This window comes from Marinobacter sp. JSM 1782161, from assembly GCF_011421605.1.
GTDB lineage: Bacteria > Pseudomonadota > Gammaproteobacteria > Pseudomonadales > Oleiphilaceae > Marinobacter_A > Marinobacter_A bohaiensis.
Map to the genome: position 1 here is coordinate 1173173 of NZ_WSSA01000002.1, position 22327 is coordinate 1195499.

The 22327-nt window shown below is 63.2% G+C and carries 22 protein-coding genes; 15 read left to right on the forward strand and 7 right to left on the reverse strand.

What is annotated here, in order from left to right; genetic code table 11:
• Nucleotides 1–116: 116 nt before the first annotated feature.
• The 13 genes from GQB00_RS05160 (at nucleotide 117) to yjgA (ending at nucleotide 10581) form a co-directional block, all read left to right on the forward strand.
• Nucleotides 117–1079 (forward strand): calcium/sodium antiporter, encoded by a 963-nt coding sequence (locus tag GQB00_RS05160; protein WP_165855433.1) that lies wholly within the window; start codon nucleotides 117–119, stop codon nucleotides 1077–1079.
• 2 nt (nucleotides 1080–1081) lie between these two features.
• Nucleotides 1082–2062 (forward strand): KpsF/GutQ family sugar-phosphate isomerase, encoded by a 981-nt coding sequence (locus GQB00_RS05165; RefSeq protein WP_407657832.1) that lies wholly within the window; start codon nucleotides 1082–1084, stop codon nucleotides 2060–2062.
• A 41-nt stretch (nucleotides 2063–2103) separates the two neighbouring features.
• Entirely contained in the window at nucleotides 2104–2652 is a 549-nt protein-coding gene (gene kdsC / locus GQB00_RS05170; protein ID WP_111495744.1) for a 3-deoxy-manno-octulosonate-8-phosphatase KdsC, read from the forward strand.
• 2 nt (nucleotides 2653–2654) lie between these two features.
• Nucleotides 2655–3245 (forward strand): LPS export ABC transporter periplasmic protein LptC, encoded by a 591-nt coding sequence (gene lptC, locus GQB00_RS05175; protein WP_165855434.1) that lies wholly within the window; start codon nucleotides 2655–2657, stop codon nucleotides 3243–3245.
• Nucleotides 3223–3774, forward strand: coding sequence for a lipopolysaccharide transport periplasmic protein LptA (gene lptA, locus GQB00_RS05180; RefSeq protein ID WP_165855435.1), 552 nt, complete (start codon nucleotides 3223–3225; stop codon nucleotides 3772–3774). The genes lptC and lptA overlap by 23 nt, the downstream gene beginning before the upstream one ends.
• Nucleotides 3774–4499, forward strand: a complete 726-nt coding sequence (lptB, locus tag GQB00_RS05185) for an LPS export ABC transporter ATP-binding protein (protein ID WP_165855436.1) — start codon at nucleotides 3774–3776, stop codon at nucleotides 4497–4499. The genes lptA and lptB overlap by 1 nt, the downstream gene beginning before the upstream one ends.
• Nucleotides 4500–4764: 265 nt before the next feature.
• On the forward strand, nucleotides 4765–6279 hold the full coding sequence (locus tag GQB00_RS05190; RefSeq protein ID WP_165855437.1) for an RNA polymerase factor sigma-54: 1515 nt from the start codon (nucleotides 4765–4767) through the stop codon (nucleotides 6277–6279).
• A gap of 111 nt (nucleotides 6280–6390) precedes the next feature.
• Complete coding sequence (gene hpf, locus GQB00_RS05195; RefSeq protein ID WP_111495740.1) at nucleotides 6391–6699, forward strand: ribosome hibernation promoting factor; 309 nt, start codon at nucleotides 6391–6393, stop codon at nucleotides 6697–6699.
• A gap of 30 nt (nucleotides 6700–6729) precedes the next feature.
• Entirely contained in the window at nucleotides 6730–7197 is a 468-nt protein-coding gene (ptsN, locus tag GQB00_RS05200; RefSeq protein ID WP_111495739.1) for a PTS IIA-like nitrogen regulatory protein PtsN, read from the forward strand.
• A gap of 28 nt (nucleotides 7198–7225) precedes the next feature.
• A complete protein-coding gene (gene rapZ / locus GQB00_RS05205; RefSeq protein ID WP_111495738.1) occupies nucleotides 7226–8116 on the forward strand; it encodes an RNase adapter RapZ in 891 nt (296 codons plus the stop codon).
• Nucleotides 8113–8382 carry an HPr family phosphocarrier protein gene (locus tag GQB00_RS05210; protein ID WP_111495737.1) on the forward strand — a complete coding sequence of 90 codons (270 nt, stop codon included), beginning with the start codon at nucleotides 8113–8115 and terminating at the stop codon, nucleotides 8380–8382. The genes rapZ and GQB00_RS05210 overlap by 4 nt, the downstream gene beginning before the upstream one ends.
• Nucleotides 8383–8639: 257 nt before the next feature.
• On the forward strand, nucleotides 8640–10001 hold the full coding sequence (gene mgtE / locus GQB00_RS05215) for a magnesium transporter (protein WP_111495736.1): 1362 nt from the start codon (nucleotides 8640–8642) through the stop codon (nucleotides 9999–10001).
• 40 nt (nucleotides 10002–10041) lie between these two features.
• Nucleotides 10042–10581, forward strand: coding sequence for a ribosome biogenesis factor YjgA (gene yjgA, locus GQB00_RS05220; protein ID WP_111495735.1), 540 nt, complete (start codon nucleotides 10042–10044; stop codon nucleotides 10579–10581).
• A gap of 48 nt (nucleotides 10582–10629) precedes the next feature.
• Here the strand turns inward: yjgA and GQB00_RS05225 are convergent, their stop codons facing one another.
• The 7 genes from GQB00_RS05225 to GQB00_RS05255 all read right to left on the reverse strand — a co-directional run bounded on the left by GQB00_RS05225 (nucleotide 10630) and on the right by GQB00_RS05255 (nucleotide 20284).
• The gene (locus GQB00_RS05225; protein ID WP_165855438.1) at nucleotides 10630–11457 is read right to left on the reverse strand and encodes a carbon-nitrogen hydrolase family protein; all 828 of its coding nucleotides are present in this window, start codon (nucleotides 11455–11457) and stop codon (nucleotides 10630–10632) included.
• A 177-nt stretch (nucleotides 11458–11634) separates the two neighbouring features.
• Nucleotides 11635–15498, reverse strand: a complete 3864-nt coding sequence (locus tag GQB00_RS05230) for a YhdP family protein (protein WP_165855439.1) — start codon at nucleotides 15496–15498, stop codon at nucleotides 11635–11637.
• A 124-nt stretch (nucleotides 15499–15622) separates the two neighbouring features.
• Nucleotides 15623–17104 carry a ribonuclease G gene (gene rng, locus GQB00_RS05235; protein ID WP_165855440.1) on the reverse strand — a complete coding sequence of 494 codons (1482 nt, stop codon included), beginning with the start codon at nucleotides 17102–17104 and terminating at the stop codon, nucleotides 15623–15625.
• On the reverse strand, nucleotides 17101–17709 hold the full coding sequence (locus tag GQB00_RS05240; protein WP_111495731.1) for a Maf family protein: 609 nt from the start codon (nucleotides 17707–17709) through the stop codon (nucleotides 17101–17103). Before GQB00_RS05240 ends, rng begins: the two co-directional genes overlap by 4 nt.
• 21 nt (nucleotides 17710–17730) lie before the next feature.
• Nucleotides 17731–18210 (reverse strand): rod shape-determining protein MreD, encoded by a 480-nt coding sequence (gene mreD / locus GQB00_RS05245; RefSeq protein WP_165855441.1) that lies wholly within the window; start codon nucleotides 18208–18210, stop codon nucleotides 17731–17733.
• A complete protein-coding gene (gene mreC, locus GQB00_RS05250; RefSeq protein WP_416234153.1) occupies nucleotides 18207–19088 on the reverse strand; it encodes a rod shape-determining protein MreC in 882 nt (293 codons plus the stop codon). Before mreC ends, mreD begins: the two co-directional genes overlap by 4 nt.
• Nucleotides 19089–19240: 152 nt before the next feature.
• Nucleotides 19241–20284, reverse strand: coding sequence for a rod shape-determining protein (locus tag GQB00_RS05255; protein WP_111495729.1), 1044 nt, complete (start codon nucleotides 20282–20284; stop codon nucleotides 19241–19243).
• A gap of 245 nt (nucleotides 20285–20529) precedes the next feature.
• Here GQB00_RS05255 and gatC point away from each other — a divergent pair, with 245 nt between their 5' ends.
• Nucleotides 20530–20817 (forward strand): Asp-tRNA(Asn)/Glu-tRNA(Gln) amidotransferase subunit GatC, encoded by a 288-nt coding sequence (gatC, locus tag GQB00_RS05260; RefSeq protein ID WP_111495728.1) that lies wholly within the window; start codon nucleotides 20530–20532, stop codon nucleotides 20815–20817.
• Nucleotides 20818–20870: 53 nt separating this feature from the next.
• On the forward strand, nucleotides 20871–22319 hold the full coding sequence (gene gatA / locus GQB00_RS05265) for an Asp-tRNA(Asn)/Glu-tRNA(Gln) amidotransferase subunit GatA (protein ID WP_165855442.1): 1449 nt from the start codon (nucleotides 20871–20873) through the stop codon (nucleotides 22317–22319).
• Nucleotides 22320–22327: the final 8 nt, after the last annotated feature.

Below are 22327 nucleotides of genomic sequence, written 5' to 3' on the forward strand. Positions count from 1 at the left end.
CGCGGGGAGCCCGGGACCGCGGTTGCGACAAGCCGGCTTCTCGCGCACAATCTGCCGCCACTGCGAAGGTCCCCGGTCCGCCGGCCAGGACCCGGTTTTCACAACGGAATGACCCTATGTCTCTACTCCCCTACATTGGCGCCCTCGTCGCCGGCCTGGTGCTGCTGATCTGGAGCGCGGACCGGTTTGTCGAAGGCTCCGTTGCCCTGGCTCGCAACCTGGGCATGTCGCCGATGCTGATCGGTCTGACCATCGTCGCGTTCGGCACGTCCGCCCCGGAAATGCTGGTCTCCGCCACCGCTGCCCTGACCGACGCACCGGCGCTGGCCGTGGGCAACGCGCTGGGCTCCAACATTGCCAATGTCGGGCTGGTACTGGGCATCACAACGCTGGTGGCGCCGATTCCCCTGAAACGGACCGTCCTGTTTCGCGAACTCCCCATCCTGCTCACGGTCACCATCCTGGTTTACCCGCTGCTGCTGGATGGCGCCCTGTCCCCCATGGACGGCGTGATCTTCCTGGTGATGCTGGCCATTGCCCTGTTCCTGCTGAGCCGCAACAACGCCCCCGGTGACGCCCCGGAATTCCTGGAGGAAGTCGAGGAAATGCCCGACATCCAGATCAAGGGCGCCGTTACCTGGTTCGTTGTCGGTCTGGTCATGTTGATCGTCAGCTCGCGCATCCTGGTCTGGGGCGCTACCGAACTGGCCCTGACCCTGGGCGTCAGCGAACTGGTGATTGGCCTGACCATCGTCGCCATCGGCACCAGTCTGCCGGAACTTGCAGCGTCCGTGGCCAGCGCCCTCAAAGGCCACCACGACGTGGCGCTGGGCAACATCGTCGGCTCCAACCTGTTCAATCTGCTGGCGGTACTGGCAATGCCGGCACTGCTCAACCCGCTGCCGATTGAGAGCGACGTTCTGATCCGGGACTACGGCACCATGGCCGGGCTGACTATCCTGCTCGCCGCGTTCGCCTATGGCATGCAGAAAAAGGGAAAACTGGCCCGCTTTGAAGGTGGTATACTGCTGGCCGGATACATCGCTTATACCGTCGTACTTTACCACGCAGCACGTTAAGGATTGCCCGGACTATGACGACTTCTTTCATCGACTCAGCGCGCCGGGCGATCGCCATCGAGCGAGAGGCGATCGACGCGCTGTCCGAGCGCATTGATCCGACATTTGAACACGCCTGCAAGCTGGTCATGCAATGCCATGGCCGGGTCGTGGTCACCGGCATGGGCAAGTCCGGGCACATCGGCAAGAAGATCGCCGCCACCCTGGCCAGTACCGGCACGCCCTCTTTCTTCGTTCATCCTGGCGAGGCCAGCCACGGCGACCTGGGGATGATCACCGGTGACGACGTGGTCCTGGCCATTTCCAACTCCGGCAAGACCGCCGAGGTGCTGACCATACTGCCGCTCATCAAGCGGATGGGCGCACCGTTGATCAGCATGACCGGCGACCCGGAATCCGTACTCGCCAAGGAGGCGGCGGCCAATCTGGACGTCAGCGTCCCCCGCGAAGCCTGCCCCCTGGGACTGGCCCCGACCAGCAGCACCACCGCCACCCTGGTCATGGGTGACGCCCTCGCCGTGGCCTTGCTGGAAGTCCGCGGCTTCAGCGCCGAAGACTTCGCCTTCTCGCACCCGGGTGGCAGCCTGGGTCGCCGCCTGCTGTTGCGGGTAGCGGACATCATGCATACCGGTGACCGGGTGCCCCGCGTCAAACCCGATACCCTGCTCAGCGGCGCCCTGCTGGAAATGTCGCAGAAAGGCCTGGGCATGACGACGGTAATCGACGACTCGGGCACCATGATCGGCGTGTTCACCGACGGCGACCTGCGCCGTGCCCTGGACCGCAACGTGGACATTCACGGCACGCCGATCCGCGACGTGATGACCGTCGGCGGCAAACGCATCCGTGACGACCAGTTGGCCGCGGAAGCACTTAACGTCATGGACGAGGTCAAGATCACCGCCCTGCCGGTGGTGGATCGCCACGGCAGCCTGATTGGCGCCATCAACATGCACGACCTGTTACGCGCAGGCGTCCTGTGACACCCCCATCCCGACACGATTGCGCCGACCGAGGAAGGCCCATGGAAAGACCGCTGCCCGATGACCTGATGACCAAAGCCGCCCGAATTCGCCTGCTGGCGCTCGACGTTGACGGCGTGCTGACCGACGGCCGACTCTACTTCACCGCCCAGGGCGACGAGCTCAAGGCTTTCTGCACGCTCGATGGCCACGGCATCAAGCAACTGCGGCGCGCCGGCATCGACGTCGCGATCATCACCGGGCGTAACTCCCCGCTGACCGCCCGCCGCGCCCGCGACCTGGGCGTTGAACATCTGCAACAGGGGCGCGAGGACAAGGAAGCAGCGCTGAAGGAGCTACTTGAGGAACTCGCCATCTCCGCCAGCGAGGCCGCCTATATCGGCGATGATCTGCCCGACCTGGGCGCCATCATGCACGCCGGTCTGGGCATTGCCGTCCCCAACGGCCACTGGTATGTCCGCGAACAGGCCGATTACTGCACTGAAACCGGTGGCGGCGAAGGTGCCGTGCGTGAAATCTGCGACCTGATCCTGCAGGCCCAGAACAAACTGGCGGAAATGCACCAGACCTACCACGCCGACGGACACTGATCATGCTCAGCCGCCTTAACCAGATCCGCCTGCGCTACGTCGCCATCGCCGTACTGGCCGCCGTGCTGATCGATCTGCTCTGGCAAAGCGACGAAAAATCCCCGGACAACACCGCCGAGCAGCTGCGCGGACCGGACGAGCCCGACAGTTTCGTGGTGAACGGCGCTTACCAGGCCTACGACGAGGAAGGCCATGTCAGCGTTACCATCACCAGCCCGCGCATCGAACAGTTCGACGAGCAGAATCGAGCCCACATGCAGGAGCCGCGCGCCACGCTGATCGATGCCGAGTCAGGCATCCCCTGGAAGGTGTCAGCCGAGGAAGGCAACTACCGCCTGGAGCGCGACGTCATCGACCTGACCGGCAACGTGGTCATCAGCCGGATCCTGGAATCCGGCAAGCAAGGCAAGCTGGAAACCCCCCATCTTACGCTGGATAACGATAAACGCATTGTGCACACTGACGCCCCGGTGATCCTGACCGACGCCCGGGGCGTGACCCGCGCCACGGGCATGAAAGCCTGGATCGACAAACGGATCGTCAAACTGCAATCACAGGTGGAAGGACAGTATGAGTTGCCATCAGCGCAGTAAACGCGCGCCCCTGCGCCGCCTTCTGGGCGCCGCGCTCCTGGCGCTGGCCGCAAACGCCCAGGCTTTTGACCTGAATTCGGACAGCCCGATCAAGGTATCGGCGGACAATGCCCGACTCGACGACGCCAAGGGTACGGCGGTCTACACCGGCGGTGTGGTCGTGCGCCAGGACGCCACCGAGCTGACCGCGGACCGGGTCGTCCTCTACCGCAGCCAGGGCGCGCTGAACCGCATCGAAGCCTACGGCAAGCCGGCGCACTACATACAGCCGCAACAGGGCGAAACACCGAAAACCGACGCCGAAGCACTGACCATCATCTACGCCGCCGGCGAGAACCGGCTGACCTTTGAGGAAAAAGCCGTCATCCGCCAGAACGGCAACGTCTTCAAGGGCGAACGCATCGACTACGACACGGCCAGGCGCGTCGTCACCGCCGGCGGTGGCAGCAAGTCCGATGGTGGCGATGGACGCGTGGAAATGGTTATCCAGCCACGCCAGGGCAGCGGAACCTCGGAGGCCGGTAACTGATGGCCATACTGCGTGCGAGCAATCTGGCGAAGAGCTACAAGCAGATTAAAGTGGTCAAAGACGTCTCACTGGAAATCCGCAGCGGGGAAATCGTCGGCCTGCTGGGCCCCAACGGCGCCGGCAAGACCACCTGTTTCTACATGATCGTGGGCCTGGTCAAGGCGGACAACGGCCGGGTCAGCATCGATGAGAAAGACATCACACCCCTGCCCATGCACGGCCGGGCCCGTTCCGGCATCGGCTATCTGCCCCAGGAAGCCTCGGTGTTCCGCAAGCTCAGTGTGCGCGACAACATCATGGCGATTCTGGAAACGCGCAAGGGCCTGTCCCGGGCGGAGCGTGATGAAAGGCTGGAAAACCTGCTGGAAGAGTTTCACATCACGCATATCCGGGACAGCCTGGGCATGGCGCTGTCGGGCGGGGAACGCCGGCGCGTGGAGATCGCCCGGGCGCTGGCGATGGAGCCGGCCTTCATCCTGCTGGACGAGCCCTTTGCCGGCGTCGACCCGATCTCGGTAAGCGACATCAAGCAGATCATCCGCCATCTGCGCGACAAGGGCATCGGTGTGCTGATCACCGACCATAACGTGCGCGAAACCCTGGATATCTGCGAGAACGCCTACATCGTCAGCGGCGGCCATATTATCGCATCCGGACAGTCTGAGGAGATCCTGGCCAACCAGCAGGTCAAGGAAGTCTACCTGGGCAACGAATTCCATATGTGAGCCCGTCAATCGGGTATGGGTATCGCAGTGGGCGCCAAAACGCTAAACTCGAAACAGGGTCGGCAAACCTCTCGGGGCATATCCGCCGACCAAGACATTGTCATCGGGACACCCATAGCAGTAAACTTCGGCAAAGAATTTGCTTGGCAAGCCGGACCGACCTCTGACACGAGCGTTTTCAAGGTCCGGAGACATCCGGACAGGTCTTGCCCAGGCGCAATAACTCAGTCGATGGCCACAGGGTGACGGGACTAAATCAATGGTAATGAAAGCTTCGCTTCAGCTGAAGCTGGGTCAACAGCTCACCATGACACCCCAGTTGCAACAGGCAATCCGCCTGCTGCAACTTTCCACGCTGGACTTACAACAGGAAATCCAGCAAGCGCTCGAATCCAACCCCATGCTGGAAACCTCGGAAGAGGAAGACGGCGCCGCGGATAGTGAGAGCGACGGCGAGGACGCGTCCGCTGACGGCAAGGGCGAGGACAGCAACGACACCGCACAGGACGACGATAGCTGGGACGAGCCGGCCGAACCCGACTGGAACACCGAGACCAACCAGGAAATCCCCGATGACCTGCCGGTCGACACCGCCTGGGACGACATCTACCAGTCCGCCCCGGCACCGGCAGCACGCAGCGAAGAAGACGACGACACCGACTTCGAATCACGCAACTCCCCCGCCGAGACCCTGCAGGACCACCTGCTCTGGCAGCTCAACCTCACCCCCATGGGCGAGCGCGACCGCGCCATTGCTCACGCCCTGCTCGACTCGGTGGACCCGCGCGGCTACCTGATCTCGACACTGGAAGACATCCACGCCGGGCTGGTCGACGACAGCGAGGAAGATCCGCTGGAACTGGACGAGGTCGAGGCCGTACTGCGCCGCCTGCAACACTTCGACCCGCCGGGCGTGTTCGCACGGGACCTGCAGGAGTGCCTCCTGATCCAGCTCAACCAGCTGCCACCGGAGACGCCCTGGCTGCCCCAGGCACGCCTGGTGATCAGCCACTACATCAACCTGCTGGGTAATCGCGATTACGCCCAGTTGCTTCGCCGCAGCCGCCTCAGCGAAGAGCAGCTGAAGTGCGTGCTGGCGCTGATCCAGACGCTCAACCCGCGGCCGGGCGACTCTCTCGACCAGGCCGAGCCGGATTACGTGGTGCCGGATGTGGTGGTGTCCAAGCAGAAGGGCCGCTGGCGCGTCGAACTCAATCCCGAAATTGCCCCGCGCATCCGGGTCAATGCCGGCTACGCGGCGCTGATCCGCCGGGCCGACAACAGTGCCGACAACACCTACCTGCGCGATCAGTTGCAGGAGGCCAAATGGTTCATCAAGAGTCTGCAGAGTCGCAACGAGACCCTGCTGAAAGTCGCCACCCGGATCGTTGAACATCAGCAGGGATTTCTGGATCATGGCGAGGAAGCCATGAAGCCGTTGATCCTTTCGGACATTGCCCAGGCAGTGAGCATGCATGAATCGACCATTTCCCGGGTCACCACCCAGAAATACATGCATACGCCGCGCGGTATCTTCGAGCTGAAGTACTTTTTCTCCAGTCATGTGAGCACGAACGAGGGCGGTGAATGTTCCTCCACGGCAATTCGTGCCATGATCAAGAAACTGGTCGCCGCCGAAACCCCGAAGAAACCCCTCAGCGACAGCAAGATTGCAGCGCTGCTCGGGGACCAGGGCATCAAGGTGGCACGACGGACGGTCGCCAAGTATCGCGAGGCGATGCACATTCCGCCGTCCAACGAACGCAAGAGACTGGTCTGAGACGCAAGCGCCCAGGGCCAGCCAGAGTCGGTTTTCAAACGTCGCTGAGTGCGACGGGCTCAACGTCGGGAGCTTCTCTGCTCCCGGCCATATCGACAACAGGAGAAGCCTATGCAACTCAATATGTCAGGTCACCATGTCGAATTGACTCCCGCTCTGAAAGACTATGTCTCCGGCAAGTTTGAAAAACTCGAACGCCATTTCGACCACATCAGCAACTGTCAGGTGACCCTGTCCGTGGAGAAGCTGCGCCAGACGGCCGAAGCCACACTCCACGTCATTGGTGGTGAAATCCACGCAAAGGCTGAAAACGAAGATATGTACGCGGCCATTGACGGCCTGCTCGACAAACTTGATCGGCAGATCCTCAAGCACAAGGAAAAGACCGTTGATCGAATGCACGGTGCTGCCGGCCGCTAGCCGTTCCATCCAAGGGAAAGCATTCCATCCATGACGGAATCACCATTAACCATCCAGTCCATCCTGGTTCCCGAGCTCACCCTCTGTGGTGTGCCGGGAACCAGCAAGAAACGCATCCTTGAGTTGATCGCCGAGCACGTAGCCAAGCGCTACCCCGAGCTCGACGAGACCCAGACCTTCAATAACCTGGTGTCCCGGGAACGGCTGGGCAGCACCGGTATCGGTCAGGGCATTGCCATCCCCCACTGCCGTCTGGACGGCTGCAATCATGTGGTGGGTGCCCTGCTGACCCTGGAGGAAGGGGTTGCGTTCGACGCCATCGACAACCAGCCGGTGGATCTGCTGTTCGTGCTGATCGTCCCCAAGGAGGCGACCAGCGAGCACCTGGAACTGCTGAGCCAGCTGGCCGAGAAGTTCAACGAGCGCAGCTTCTGCGAACGCCTGCGTCAATGCCGGGACGCCGACGAGCTGTTCCGCGTCATGACGCAACCCGAGTAACCATTCGCCGATTCGACGAAGGCATTGCATGAAACTGATCATCGTCAGCGGTCGTTCCGGATCCGGCAAGAGTACGGCACTGCACGTGCTCGAGGACCTGGGCTTCTACTGTATCGACAACCTCCCCATCGGCCTGCTGTTCCCGTTGACCGAGGAAGCCAGCAATGCCTCGCCGGACAAGCTCCGCAATATTGCCGTGAGCATCGATGCCCGCAACCTGGCCGATGAGATTGCCAACTTCGACGAGATCCACGAGCGCCTCAAGGGCGCCAGCCTGAACGTCGAAATCATCTTCCTCGACGCCACCGACCAGGCCCTGCTGCAGCGTTTCCACGCCACACGCCGCAAGCACCCGCTGAGCAATGTCCGCACGTCGCTACGCGAGGCGATCAACCACGAGAAGGACTTGCTCGACCCCCTGGCGCAGTTGGCCGACCTGTACATCGATACCACCGAGCTGTCGATGTATGAGCTGCGCGACATGGTGCGTCAGCGCGTAGTGGGGCGACGCGACCAGGAACTGGCCCTGCTGTTTCAGTCGTTTGGCTTCAAGCACGGCGTACCCGTGGATTCCGACTACGTGTTCGACGTGCGCTGCCTGCCCAACCCCTACTGGGACGCCAGTCTGCGCGACTTCACCGGTGTCGATCCTCAGGTCCAGGCTTTCCTGGAGGGGCAGCCGGAAACCCGGGACATGCTGGACGATCTCAAGGAACTTCTGGAGAAGTGGTTACCGACTTTCCGGTCAAGCAACCGCAGCTACATGACCATTTCCATCGGCTGCACCGGCGGTCAGCATCGCTCGGTCTACATCTGCGACCAACTGGGGCGTTATTTCCGCGAGCAATACGGCAACGTGCAGATCCGCCACACGGAGATGCCGCACCTGCACACGGCGGCCAGTGACGACACGCCATGATCCGGGAGCCCATCACCATCATCAACAAGCTCGGTCTGCATGCCCGGGCCGCAGCCAAGCTGGTCAGCACCGCGTCGGAGTACGACAGCCAGGTGCTGATCGCCAAGGACGGCCGGGAGGTGGACGGTAAGAGCATCATGTCGGTGATGATGCTCGCGGCCAGCCGCGGCACCGATATCGAGCTGGTTCTCGACGGGCCCGACGAACAGGCGGCGCGCGACGCCCTGGTCGAGCTGATCAACGATTACTTTGGCGAAGGCGAGTAGATCCGACGCCGACACGCGCACTCGCCCAACCGCCCCACGGACGCGGGATTTACCTACACCAAGTTCTCACGTCTGCAACGTAAGTCCGCTATACTTAGGAACTTCTGAATAAGTCCTGGGGCGTCTCGGCGAGACCTTCCAGGACTTATCCAGAAGATCCTTATGGCAGCACCCGAGGCGATCCGGACAGCCCGCCCAGGCCCAAGATGGCCCGAGACTGTCCGCGCATGGCCTCGGCCCGGATTCATGGGACCTTCATGACAGACGCAGTCGAAAACAGCCAGGCCAGGCAACGTCTCCGTACGCTCGGCGAAGCCCTCGACAGTGGCGCCCTGCAACAGGTGGCGCGCATCCTCAATGGTGGCCTCAGCCCCAGCGATATTGCCCACCTGCTGGAATCCTCCCCGCCGCGCCAACGGGCACTGCTCTGGAATCTGGTGGACAAGAACCTCGAAGGGGAAGTCCTCCAGTACCTCAATGACGATATCCGAAGCTACTTCCTGAGCAAGCTCAACGCCCAGGAACTGGCCACCATCATCGAAGACTTCGAATCGGACGACCTGGCGGACCTGCTCCAGCAGCTGCCGGATACGGTCATCCAGGAAGTTCTCGACACGATGGACGAACAGGATCGCCAGCGGGTTGAGGAAGTCCTCGCTTACCCGGAGGACACGGCCGGCGGCCTGATGAACACGGACACCATCACGGTGCGTCCGGATCTCAGCATCGACGTGGTGCTCCGCTACCTGCGCCGCCATCGCGCCCTGCCGCCGATGACCGACAGCCTGATCGTGGTCAACCGTCGCGACGAGTACATCGGTGTGATGCCCATCACCAAGATGCTGGTATCCAGCCCCAGCGCCACCGTCCGCGAGGTGATGGACACCGATATCGAACCCATTCCGGTGACCCTTTCCGATACCCAGGTGGCCACCCGTTTCGAACGTTACGACCTGATTTCGGCCCCCGTGGTCAGTGAAGACGGCAAGCTGCTGGGCCGGATCACCATCGATGACGTGGTCGACGTTATCCGCGAGGACGCCGACCATTCGCTGATGAGCATGGCCGGCCTGGACGAGGACGAAGACACCTTCGCGCCGGTGATAAAGACCACCAAGCGCCGCGCCGTCTGGCTGGGCATCAACCTGATCACCGCCTTCATCGCTTCGGCGGTCATCGGCCTGTTTGAGGGCACCATCTCCAAAGTGGTGGCGCTGGCGGTATTGATGCCCATCGTTGCCAGCATGGGCGGCATCGCCGGCAGCCAGACCCTGACACTCGTCATTCGTGGCATGGCGGTGGGGCAGATCAGCGGAGCCAACGTGCGCTGGCTGCTGAACCGGGAGTTCCTTGCCGGTGTCCTCAACGGCATCCTCTGGGCGCTGGTGGTCTCGGTGGCCGCCACCGTGTGGTTTGCCGACCCGATGATCGGCGTTATCATTGCCTCGGCCCTGATCATTAACCTGATCGCCGCCGCCCTGGTGGGCACGTTGCTGCCGCTGTTCCTGAAAGCGCGCAACATCGACCCGGCGCTGGCCGGCGGCGTGATCCTGACGACGGTGACGGACGTGGTGGGGTTTCTTTCCTTCCTGGGGCTGGCCACCCTGATTTACGCCTGAGCGAACCGCATCGCCCGGGCCAAGAACCGATGGACACAGCATGACGACAGAGCACGATCATTACGACCCGGACGAGGTCGAGTTCAAGAGTAAATCCGAACTGAAGCGGGAAATGCACGCGCTGCAGGCCATCGGTAAGCAGCTACTGGCACTCACCCCGGAACAGGCCGAGGCACTGCCCATCAGCGACACGCTGCGAGCCGCCATTGAGGAATCTCGCCGCATCCGCCAGAACGAGGCCAAGCGCCGCCATCTTCAGTACGTCGGCAAGGTAATGCGCAACGAGGAGCACCTGGATGAGGTGGTGCGCGCGCTGGAAGCCCAGAATGCCGGCAGCGACGAGCATACCCGGCGCCAGCATCTGGCTGAGCGCTGGCGTGACCGCATGATTCAGGAAGGCGATAGCGTCGTCGGCGAGTTCTTTGACTACTGCCCCGCCTCCGACATGCAGCATTTGCGCAACCTGGCACGCAATGCCCGGCGGGATGTCGCCAAGGAGAAGAATACCGGCCAGTCGAAGAAGCTGTTCCGCTATCTGCGCGAATGCATCGACGATCAGGAAAACCCGGGCGGCGCGTAGACGTTTGGCCGCCTCACACCGCCCCGGCTAGAGTGACAGAAACGGCTATTATAGTCGGCGATGCGACCAGACCGGCATCCGGTCGCGAGTGACCGTCAGCCTTTGCGAATCCAGGTTGGCGGTCGCCAGTGTCATACCCTCACTGACTTCCACCACCATCGCTCCCCAGGGATCGACCACCATGGAATGGCCGTAGGTACGACGCTTCTCATCGTGCTGTCCGCCCTGCCCCGCGGCGACCATCCACACCTGGTTCTCGATGGCCCGGGCCCGCAGCAGCGGGTGCCAGTGGGCCGCCCCGGTCTGGTAGGTGAAAGCGCTGGGCAGGCTCACCCAGTCGGCCCCCTTGGCCCGCAGCTGGCGGAACAGTTCCGGAAAGCGCAGGTCGTAGCAGATCGCGAGCCCCAGCTTGCCAAGCGGCGTGTCGACCACCACGATCTCGTCGCCGGGCTCGAAGGTATCCGACTCGCGGTAGCGGCCCTGGGCGTCTTCCACCTGAGCATCGAACAGGTGGATCTTGTCGTAACGCGCCACCTCGTCCCCATCCGGATTGACCACCACACACGCCGCACGAACGCGCGCGTCCAGGGGAGTTCCATCCGGGCGGGCGGCGATGGGCATGGAGCCACCGATAATCCAGAGCCCCAGACGCCGGGCTTCGGTCGCCAGGAACTGACGGATAGGCCCCGACGGTTCACGCTCCTTGAGACCCTGTTCCAGCATCTGACGGGTCTTGAGTACGGCAAAGTTCTCGGGCAGCACCGCCGCGGTCGCCCCCTTCCGGGCCGCCGCCTCCAGCAGATCCCGGGCATCCGACAGGTTCTTCTCCAGGTCGTGACCACTGACCATCTGCAATACAGCAACCGTTTGAGTCATCGCTCAACCTCCTGACGCGACCCGCCATCCGCTGGTCGGGTCCTGTCCATTTTGCCTGGGTTTCTTCGGGTAATCGGGTGTCTTCCAGGGAGACTCTGAATAAACAGCGAAAGCGGGGCCGGCGTCAAGCGCGAACGTCGAATACACACGGCATCTGCTGCTGGGGTCGCCGGTGTCTCAGTCGCCGGTATCAAATACGTTGCGCAGATCCACCTGAGGATCGTTCCAGGGGCCCTGCACACTGTAGGTCGCACTGGTCAGACGGCTCAGGGGCTCACCCAGCACTTTGTCGAGCACAAAGAGGGCCCCGCCCACCGGCGCCGCCGCGCCCATCAACAACGCGGCCAGGGGCAGGTTCTGGGTCAGTGGCAATACCACGACCAGGCGCATATCCAGGGTTTCGCGAATCATGTCGGTGGTCCCGGTGATCTTGAACGCGCCCGATGGCCCCACCACCTGGAGTTCGGGATCCAGGGTCAGGGTGCCGTCCCTGAGGTTGGCGGTCCCGGAGATCGCATCGAAGGCGACACCGGCCTCGTAGAGATCCGAGAAATCCAGGCGCAGACGACGCAGCAGGGTATCCGAGTTGAGCACGCCGAAGATCCGGAAGATCTGGGCCATGTTGTTACGTTCGAGAATGACGCCATCATCGAGCCGGAATGCCAGGCTGCCCCGGACCGACTTCAACGACGCCCGGTCCGGACCGCCCGGCCACTGCAGGTCGATGTCCACGCGCGTCTTGTTGTTCTTGAGCGGCACTTCCCCCTCGATCCAGTCGCTGAGGTCCGCCAGGTTCTCACCCTCCAGCACGCCATTGACGTGCGTGGTCTCCGGCGAATCCGCCGAACCCGCGCTCCAGATGAGATTGCCATCCAGGGCCAGAGAGCCCACCTGCCCATGCAGGTCTTCCAGTTGCAGCGCCTGGGCCGCGGGACGCACCCTGAACGACCAACCGCCGTAATCGCGGTCGTTGAGGACCACCGAGTCAATATTCACATCCACGTCCGGCCAGTCGGCAACGCCCCTTTCCCGGAACCCCGACGCGGCCTCCTCCCGATCCTGATCGGCATCCGTGTTGTTCTCCCGGGCGAGACTCAACTGGTCCAGGTCCACGCTGATTGGCCTGCTGTCGGCCGGCAGACGAACCTGCCCGGTCACATCCGGCCCACCCAGCCAGATCAACCAGTCATCCTGATCGGCCCGAGCGGTCACGATGACGTCATCGAAGCCTTGTCCCGCGGCCTCCACCCGCCCCGCAGTCAACGCTATCCGCTGCAGCCATGCGGGCGCGGAACCGACGCCGGCATCCCCAACCCGCTGTGAGAGTGCGTGGCGGTCCCAGGCTGACGACCACTCGGCCACATTGACCCGCGGCAGGTGGCCGATGATCTCCAGTCCCGGCTCACCGGACAGCGATGTCGAGTCGGTACCAAGCTCCAGGCGCCCCCGCTGGAGCTGCCCTTCCTGCCAGCGCAGGCGATAGGCCACCCGATCTTCCCAGTGCCCCGAAACCTGGTATCCGCCTTCCTGTCCCCAACTGACGATCACTGACAGAGGCGCCGGCTGACCCATGGCCTTGCCCAGCGGTTCGGGCCAGTCGATGGACAGGTTGGAGAGCGACGACTCGATACCCAGCATCGAGGCGCCGTCGGCACCCAGTCCGAGCGTTGCCAGGTAACTAGCACGACCTTCCACGCCGGGCAGCGTCTCCATGCCAACGCGTTCGGCCAGGTCGTTCACATCAAATCGACCACGCTGGCGAACCTGCAGCGGCGCGTCGCCACCGTCCTGCACCAGCGACAACTCCACCGGCCGCCCCAGGAACCGCGCATTCAGCGCATCGCCGGAAAAACCGCTGCCGCTGCGATAGCGGAGGGCTCCGTTGATCTGCTCCCAGGCCACGTCCAGGCTGTCGTAGGTAACGCGACCATCGGCCACCTTGAGGGCCAGGTCCAGATCGGCGTCGGTGCTGTCATCGTCATCCAGGGCGAGCCCCAGCCCCAGGTCCAGATGGTAGTCTCCCGCGACGCTGACGCCGCTGACCGCGTCTCCGGCCAAACCGCCCAGGGGGGAATTCTCCAACCAGTACGGCACCCGTTCGCCGCTGAAGGCGGCGGCTGTCTGCACCGACAGCCGGGCGGGACTCGCGTCCCCGTCCACCTGCACGCGACTGGGCTCCAGTTGCAGGCCGCCGGTGACACCGGCATCCAGCGTGATGTCGGCCTGGGCACCCTGCACCTCAACCCGACCGCTGGCGCCGGTGACCTCCGGCCACTGGTCATCGTAGCGGATGCGCGCATCACGGAACCGGTACGCCATGGACGTCGTGAAACTGCCCGGCGGTGACCCCGGGTTCACCTGCCCGTGGCCGTAGAAAACGCCCTGCTCGATATCCGCTTCCTCAACCGCGCCGGTCAACCACTGGTAGAATTCCTGATCCACCTCATGGACCGGCACAAAGTCGGCAATCATCGGCGCGGTCATGTTCCGACTTTCCACGCGCATGGACAGAGTATCGGCGCCCGGGTCGTTCAGTTCCAGCTCAAAGGCGCCTTCAATGCGGGTATCTCCCTGGTACTGCATTTCGATGCGGTCCGACCAGACCCATTTGCGACCGCCATCGATCCGCCAGTTCACCCGGGCCTTGAAACGATCCAGCGTCCAGGGCGCACGAAACAGCTGCGGGAAGCCCACTTCCGCATCCGCGCTATCCACCAGCACATGACCTTCATCCGGCGTCATCTCCAGGTGGCCGTCCAGCCCCTTGGCGCCGGGCGCTCCGTCGTAGGCGCTGATCGAGACATCGTCGAGATTTGCGCGGAGCTGGAAGGACCTGAGGGTGTCGGCCGTCAGGGCCGCGTTCTCCAGCGTTCCGGCGGGTTGGTAGTTGGCCAGAGCCCGGGTGATCCGCGCGTCCAGCGGGGCAATGGCCTGGGCCATGTCCGAGAGTATGCCGAGCGGGATGCGGTTGGCCCGGGCCTTCCACTGATCGCCGCGAACCAGGTCCAGATCGATACCGGACGCGCGCTCGCCGGCCCAGGACCAGCCCATGTCGCGGATCGCCAGCGCCCAGCCCGCATCGTCGGTACGGCGCCAACCCACGTGGGCACTCAGGTCCTCGATCGGCGCCCGGCTTTCGCCTTCGGACTTGAACCGCAGGTGCGGGATAGCGACCTGGGCGTTGACGGAGATGATCCGCCCTCCCCGGAAATGCAGCCAGCCCTGGCCGCCCGCCTCGAAACTCTCGATGGCCCGCTGCTCCCACTGGTAACGCCGGATCAACGCGTCGAACAGGCGCCCGGAATCCACATCGACAAACAGCGTGCCGTCGAAATCCCCACGGAAGAAATGCTTGCCCTCAAGGTAGAAGCTCGCCAGTTGGGTGTTGGCATCGGGCTGCATGGCGCGACCGGAAGCGGCGAAAACGCCCTGCTCGTAGCTCAGGTCCACCTGTGGGATAAAAAAGGTGCGGCGCTCCTCTCCGGGCACGGCCAGTCCCAGCCGCACCTGATTCAGCTGCACGTAGGGGTCTGACAAGACCTCACCGAGCCGCTCGATCCAGACCTGCAAGTCCAGTGCGCCGGCGTCGGGTTGCGCGTCTTCGGCGGCCGCCAGGGAAACCCCTTCCAGGCGCACCGATCCGTCACTGGTCTGCTCCAGCGTCAGGTCGAGGCCGCTGGCCACCAGGTCGCTGAACACCAGACGCTGACGGGCCAGGGACGTTAACGAGTCGAGACGGATATTGACCTGATCGACCCGGGCCACCACGGAGGCGCCGTCCCCGGGGGCCAGGACGCTGAGCCCGGACACCGTCAATTCCGGATCCAGCCCCTCCCAGCGCCCGACCAGGTGATTGATGCGCACCGGTTGCCCCAGGCGCGCGGAAAGCTCCGACTCAACCGTCTGACGATAGCTCTCGATGGAGCCCATCAGCTGGCGCCCGGCCACCACGTAGAGCGCAGCCAGGATCAGGATCAGCAGCACCAGCCCCCAAACCACGGTGGCCAGGCGCGACAACCAGCGCAACAGGGTGTGTTTCATTGCCTTTTCGGTATGACCCGGAACGTCCATGCACCTACCGCCATACTAGCCGTGAAGAGGCCGGCCGGGTGCCCGGCGGGGTGTTGTTCCGGGCAAGGAAGATGGGAGTGCCACCCCGGCGCCGTCAGAGGAGAACCACATCGTATTGCTCCTGGCTGTACAGGGGCTCCACCTGGAAGCGGATGCTCTTGCCGATGAAGGTTTCCAGATCGGCGACATTGTCGGATTCCTCATCCAGCAAGCGGTCGACGACGGATTGCGATGCCATCACGAGGTAACTCTCGGACTCGTAGGCACGGTTGACCCGCATGATTTCCCGCAGGATCTCGTAGCACACGGTCTCGCTGGTCTTGAGGAAGCCACGCCCGTCACAGATCGGACAGGGCTCGCACAGCACCTGCCCCAGGCTCTCAGTGGTCCGTTTGCGGGTCATCTCCACCAGGCCCAGTTCGGATACGCCGGTGATCTTGGTCTTGGCGTGATCCCGCTCCAGCATCTTCTCCAGCATGCGGTGCACCTGGCGCTGGTGCTCGGAATCCTCCATGTCGATGAAATCGATGATGATGATGCCACCCAGGTTGCGCAGGCGCAGTTGCCGGCTGATGGCCCGCGCCGCCTCCAGGTTGGTCTTGAAGATGGTTTCCTCGAGGTTACGGTGACCCACGAACGCGCCGGTGTTGATGTCGATGGTCGTCATCGCCTCGGTCTGATCGATGATGACGTAGCCACCAGACTTGAGCTGTACCTTGCGGCTCAGCGCTTTCTGGATCTCGTCCTCGACGCTGTACAGGTCAAAGATCGGGCGCTCTCCCGGGTAATACTCCACCTTGTCGGAAAACTCCGACACGAACTCTTCGACGAATTCGATTACTCGCTGGTAGCTCTCCCGCGAATCGATCCGGATTTTCTCGGTCTGCGGCCGGATCAGGTCGCGGATGGTGCGGATAAACAGCGGGAGATCCTGGTAGACCACCGACGGCGCCTTGCCGGTGGCATTGCGCTCGATCACCGACTGGTAGAGCCGGTGCAGGTAACGCATGTCCCCCAGCAAATCCTCTGGTGACGCGCCTTCGGCGGCTGTGCGGATGATGTAGCCGCCGCTGCTGGCGCCCAGCTCTTCGGCGCTCTGCTCCACCAGCGCCTTGAGCCGGTTGCGTTCGGTCTCATCCTCAATGCGCTGGGAGATCCCGATGTGCTGGACCTCCGGCATGAACACCAGATAGCGGGACGGAATGGACAGCTGGGTGGTCAGGCGGGCGCCCTTGGTGCCAATCGGATCCTTGGTGACCTGGACCACGAGCGACTGGCCCTCGCGCAGCAGCGAGCGGATATCGGGCACGGTCTTCGGTGTGTCGGCCTCGGTGTCGTTGTTGTTACCCACCACCATGACGTCGGAAGCGTGAATGAACGCCGCGCGCTCCAGACCGATATCCACAAACGCCGCTTCCATCCCGGGCAGCACCCGTACCACCTTACCCTTGTAGATGTTGCCGACGATGCCCTTGCGGCTGGTCCGCTCGACGTAGGTTTCCTGCAACATGCCATTCTCCACGAGCGCCACACGGGTCTCGACCGGCGTCACGTTGATCAGGATTTCCTCACTCATACCGACTTCTCCATGGTGGACGACCAGCACTGCCACACGGGCTGCCCTGCTTCCTCGAACAGCTCGGCGGTTTCCTGCAAAGGCAGGCCCACCACCGCACTGTAACTGCCCCAGAGCCCATCGACGAAGATCCCGCCCTTGCCCTGGATACCGTAGCCGCCCGCCTTGTCCCGGGGCTCTCCGGTCTGCCAGTAGGCCGCGATCTCAGCCTCATCGAGGGACCGGAAGCGCACTTCGGTAACCACCAGACGCGCGTAACACCCGAAATCGCCAGCCAGCGCCACCGCCGTCATCACCTTGTGGGTGCGACCAGACAACAGGCGCAGCATGTCCGCCGCGTCCCGCTCATTGACGGGCTTGCCCATAATACGGTCATCGCAGACCACCGTGGTGTCGGAGCCCAGCACCAGCGCTGAAGGATCCCCGAGCCGGGCCAGTCCCGCCTCGGCTTTCTCGCGAGCCAGACGCTCCACGTAGATCTCGGGGCGCTCATCAGGGCGCGGGGACTCATCGATATCAACCGGTTGCACGGTAAATGAGAGTCCCATCTGTTCAAGCAGTTCCCGGCGACGCGGGGAGGCGGAGGCCAATACAACAGACCGCATGATGTTCCAGGTCTCCTCGGATCAGGCCAGTTTCAGGTTCAAACGGTCGAGAATAGCGCACACGACCGGCCAGACAACAGCACTGGTGAGGGCGGGCAGCAAATAGGTGAAGCCCGGGTTGTCCGCGCCCAGCAACTGGTTGGCAAAATGCACGCACATCTGGTTGATGCCCAGCAGCAGGAACACCATCAGGCACTGCTGGGGCAGCGGGAACATCCGCAGCCGCTGGTGCGTGGTCAACACCAGGAAGGCGACCAGCGCCATTGAGAAGGCATTGATGCCCAGCGTGCTCGATTCCAGCACGTCCAGCAGCAGCCCCAGGACCCAGGCCACCAACACGCCAAAACGGTTGGGCGCGCGGAAGGTCCAATAGAAGACGATCAGCCCCACCCACTCGGGGCGCAGGATCAGCCAGTCCGCCGGGAACAGCGAGATGGACAACACCAGAGCCACCAGGGCGCTGACGGCAAACACCGGATAACTGATAACCGACAGACTCATGGTGCCTCTCCTTCGGCGGCCGTCTCTTCGGCGACAGGATCCGCCGGCGGACAGTCGATGTCGCTGGCGCCGTCTTCGCACGCCTGCAACTGCCGGCGGTTAGTGGGCTGGAACACCACCAGTACCTGGTCACTCTGGTTAAGCTGCGCCGCCGGCTCCGCCTGGATGCTGGCGAAGGGCTCGCCGGGCTCACTGTGGATCCGGATGACGGTAGCCACCGGATAACCTTTGGGGAAACGGCCGCCGAGGCCGGAACTGACCAGCTCATCGCCTTCGCGGATGTCGGCGGTATCCGGCACGTGCACCAACTCCAGGGTATTGGCGCTGCCTGTACCCAGGAGGATGGCACGCACACCGCTGCGAAGCACTTCCACCGGCACCGCGTGGCTGCTGTCGGACACCAGCAGTACCCGCGAGGTAAACCGGCTGGTCTGGATCACCTGCCCCATCAGGCCGTTGGCATCGAGAATCGCCTGACCTTCGGTGACGCCGTCGCGCTGGCCTTTGTTGATGATCACTTCGTGGGAAAACGGATCCGGGGACACGCCGATGACATCCGCCACCACCACGCTCTCGTCCAACTGGGCCGACACGTCGTTGAGACGGCGCAGCTCGATGTTGTCCGCCGCCAGGGAGGCATACTTGATCGAACGACGCTCAAGAATCAGCAGGCGCGCCTTCAGGGATTCGTTTTCCTCGAGCAGCTCATCGCGGCTGGTGAAGACGTCTTCACTCCACTCGCTCAGGCTCTCCGGAACATGGCCGAGCCAGATGACGGGCGTCAGGGCCGATCCCAGCCAGCTACGTACCTCGTCCACCCGTTCGAAACGGGAATCGAGAACCACCAGCACCAGAGACAGCACCACCACGAGAAACAGCCGGATTCCCGGGATGGGACCTCTTGCAAACAGTGTCTTGATAGCTCAGTTCTCCCCCATAAAACGACAACCGCCGCTGCGACAAGTCGTCAGCGGCGGCCATAAATGCGGCGCGTCCGAGCGCGCCGTCTGGTTCTTTACTGACAGGCCGATCAGCCTTCGTGCGAGAACATGCCAATGCCGCCGCGGTCAATCACCTCCAGCGCCTTGCCGCCGCCGCGGGCCACACAGGTGAGCGGGTCCTCGGCGACAATCACCGGCAGGCCGGTCTCCTCGCTGATCAGCTTGTCCAGGCCTCGCAACAGGGCGCCACCGCCGGTCAGCACGATGCCTCGCTCGGCGATATCAGACGCCAGCTCGGGGGGCGACTGCTCAAGAGCGCTCTTGACGGTCTGGACGATCTGGGCCAGGGATTCCTGCAGCGCCTCGAGGATCTCTTCGCTGTTCAGGGTGAAGGCCCGGGGCACGCCCTCGGCCAGGTTGCGGCCGCGCACGTCGATTTCGCGGATCTCAATGCCTTCATAGGCACAGCCGATTTCGTGCTTGATGCGCTCGGCGGTGGAATCGCCGATCAGGCTGCCATAGTTGCGACGCACGTAGGTCACAATGGCCTCATCGAACTTGTCGCCACCAACGCGCACCGACTCGGCGTAGACAATCCCGTTCAGGGAAATAATGGCGATCTCGGTGGTGCCACCACCGATATCGACGATCATGGAACCGCTGGCTTCTTCCACCGGCAGACCGGCACCGATCGCCGCTGCCATTGGCTCCTCAATCAGGAACACCTCGCGCGCGCCCGCACCCATGGCTGATTCGCGGATGGCCTTGCGCTCGACCTGCGTCGATTTGCTCGGCACACACACCAGAACACGCGGGCTCGGTGAAATAAAGCTGTTCTCGTGCACCTTGTGGATGAAGTGCTGCAGCATTTTCTCGGTCACAACGAAATCGGCAATCACACCGTCTTTCATCGGACGGATCGCGGTAATATTGCCCGGCGTACGACCGAGCATACGCTTGGCCTCTCCCCCAACGGCGGCGACCATCTTCTGGGCATTATTGGTGCGAATCGCTACAACAGACGGCTCATTCAGCACGATGCCGCGGTCACGAACATAAATAAGGGTATTGGCCGTTCCCAGGTCGATGGACAAGTCACTGGAAAAAAGACCACGTATTTTCTTGATGAGCATTAGCGTATTTTCAACCTGAGGAGTGCAGTCGCAAAAATGAATGCGGCAACTTTAGCAGTGGGCCCGAGGTCAGGCAAGGCTAATACGGGCCAGGAACGGCGCCATGTCTGGACCAGACGCCGACGGCGTTGACGCGCGACCGACTGTGACTGCCAGACCGCTTTTCCGTTCCCCAAAACCTCCCGATGACAGCGCAATCTGTTACCATACTGCGCCATCAAGTACATGGTAAGTGGAGAGTTCACGTGGCCATATCCCGCGATGAGATCGAAAAAGTCGCCCTGCTGGCGCGCATTCGTCTGGAAGACGGTCAGGCAGCGTCCCTGGAACGGGACGTCAGCAACATCCTGAACCTGGTGGATCAGCTCCAGGCCGCCGACACGTCATCGGTGGAGCCGCTGGCGCACCCGCTGGACGCCACTCAGCGCCTGCGGGCCGACGAAGTGACCGAACAGAACCAGCGCGAGGCCTTCCAGGCTATCGCCCCGGCCACCGAGGATGGTTTGTACCTGGTCCCCCGCGTCATCGAGTGATACGACGCACCGCCCTCGCCTACTGACGAACTGCACTGTTACGGACACGCATTATGCACGACAAGACTGTAGCTGAACTGGCCCGCGACCTGGAGCAGGGCACCGTTTCCAGCGTCGAACTGACCCAGCACTTCCTCGACCGCATCCGCACCGAAGACAAGTCGACCAACAGCTTTATTACGGTGACCGAGGACGAGGCCCTGCGCGACGCCCGCGCCGCGGACGAGCGACGCGCCCAGGGTAACGCCACACCCTGGACCGGCATTCCCTTCGCCCACAAGGACATCTTCTGCACCAACGGCGTGCGCACCACCTGTGGCTCGCGCATGCTGGAGAACTTCGTTCCGCCCTACGACGCCACCGTCAGCGCCCGTTTCCGCGACGCCGGTGCGGTATGCCTGGGTAAAACCAACATGGACGAGTTCGCCATGGGCTCCTCCACCGAGAGCAGCTATTTCGGTGCAACCGTCAACCCCTGGGGCGAGCAGCTCGTACCCGGCGGATCGTCCGGCGGCTCCGCCGCAGCGGTTGCCGCGCGGCTGGTGCCGGCGGCGACCGGTACGGACACCGGCGGCTCCATCCGCCAGCCGGCCGCCATGTGCGGCATCACCGGTCTCAAGCCAACCTACGGCCGGGTGTCGCGCTACGGCATGATCGCCTTTGCCTCCAGCCTCGACCAGGGCGGTACCATGGCGCGCACGGCCGAGGACAACGCCCTGATGCTCAACGTCATGGCCGGTTTCGATCCAAAAGACTCTACCAGCGTCGACCACAAGGTGCCGGATTACACCACCACCCTGAATGAGCCCCTCAAAGGGCTGAAAGTCGGCCTGCCCAAGGAATACTTCACCAACCAGCTGGACGGCCGTATGGCCGAGCAGGTCCGCGCGGCCATCACCGAGTACGAGAAGCTGGGCGCCACGGTGCAGGAGATCTCCCTGCCCAACACACACCTGGCCATCGCCGCCTACTACATCATCGCGCCGGCCGAGGCCTCCGCGAACCTGTCACGCTTTGACGGCGTGCGCTACGGCCACCGCTGCGAGAACCCGCAGGATTTGATGGACCTGTACACCCGCACCCGCGCCGAAGGCTTTGGCGAAGAGGTCAAGCGTCGCATCCTGGTGGGCACCTACGCCCTCTCCGCCGGCTACTTCGACGCTTACTACCTCAAGGCCCAGAAAGTCCGCCGACTGATCCAGCAGGACTTCGTCGAGGCGTTCAAGTCCGTGGACATCATCATGGGCCCGGCCGCACCGACCCCGGCGTTCGGCCTGGGCTCCAAGACCGACGATCCGGTCAAGATGTACCTGGAAGACATCTACACCATCGCCATCAACCTGGCGGGGGTTCCGGCCATGTCCGTGCCGGCGGGTCAGATCGACGGGCTGCCGGTAGGCCTGCAGTTGATTGGCAACTACTTCGATGAGGCGCGCCTGCTCAACGCCGCCCACCAGTTCCAGCAGGCCACAGACTGGCACACACTGACGCCCGCGGGCTGAACCAGAAG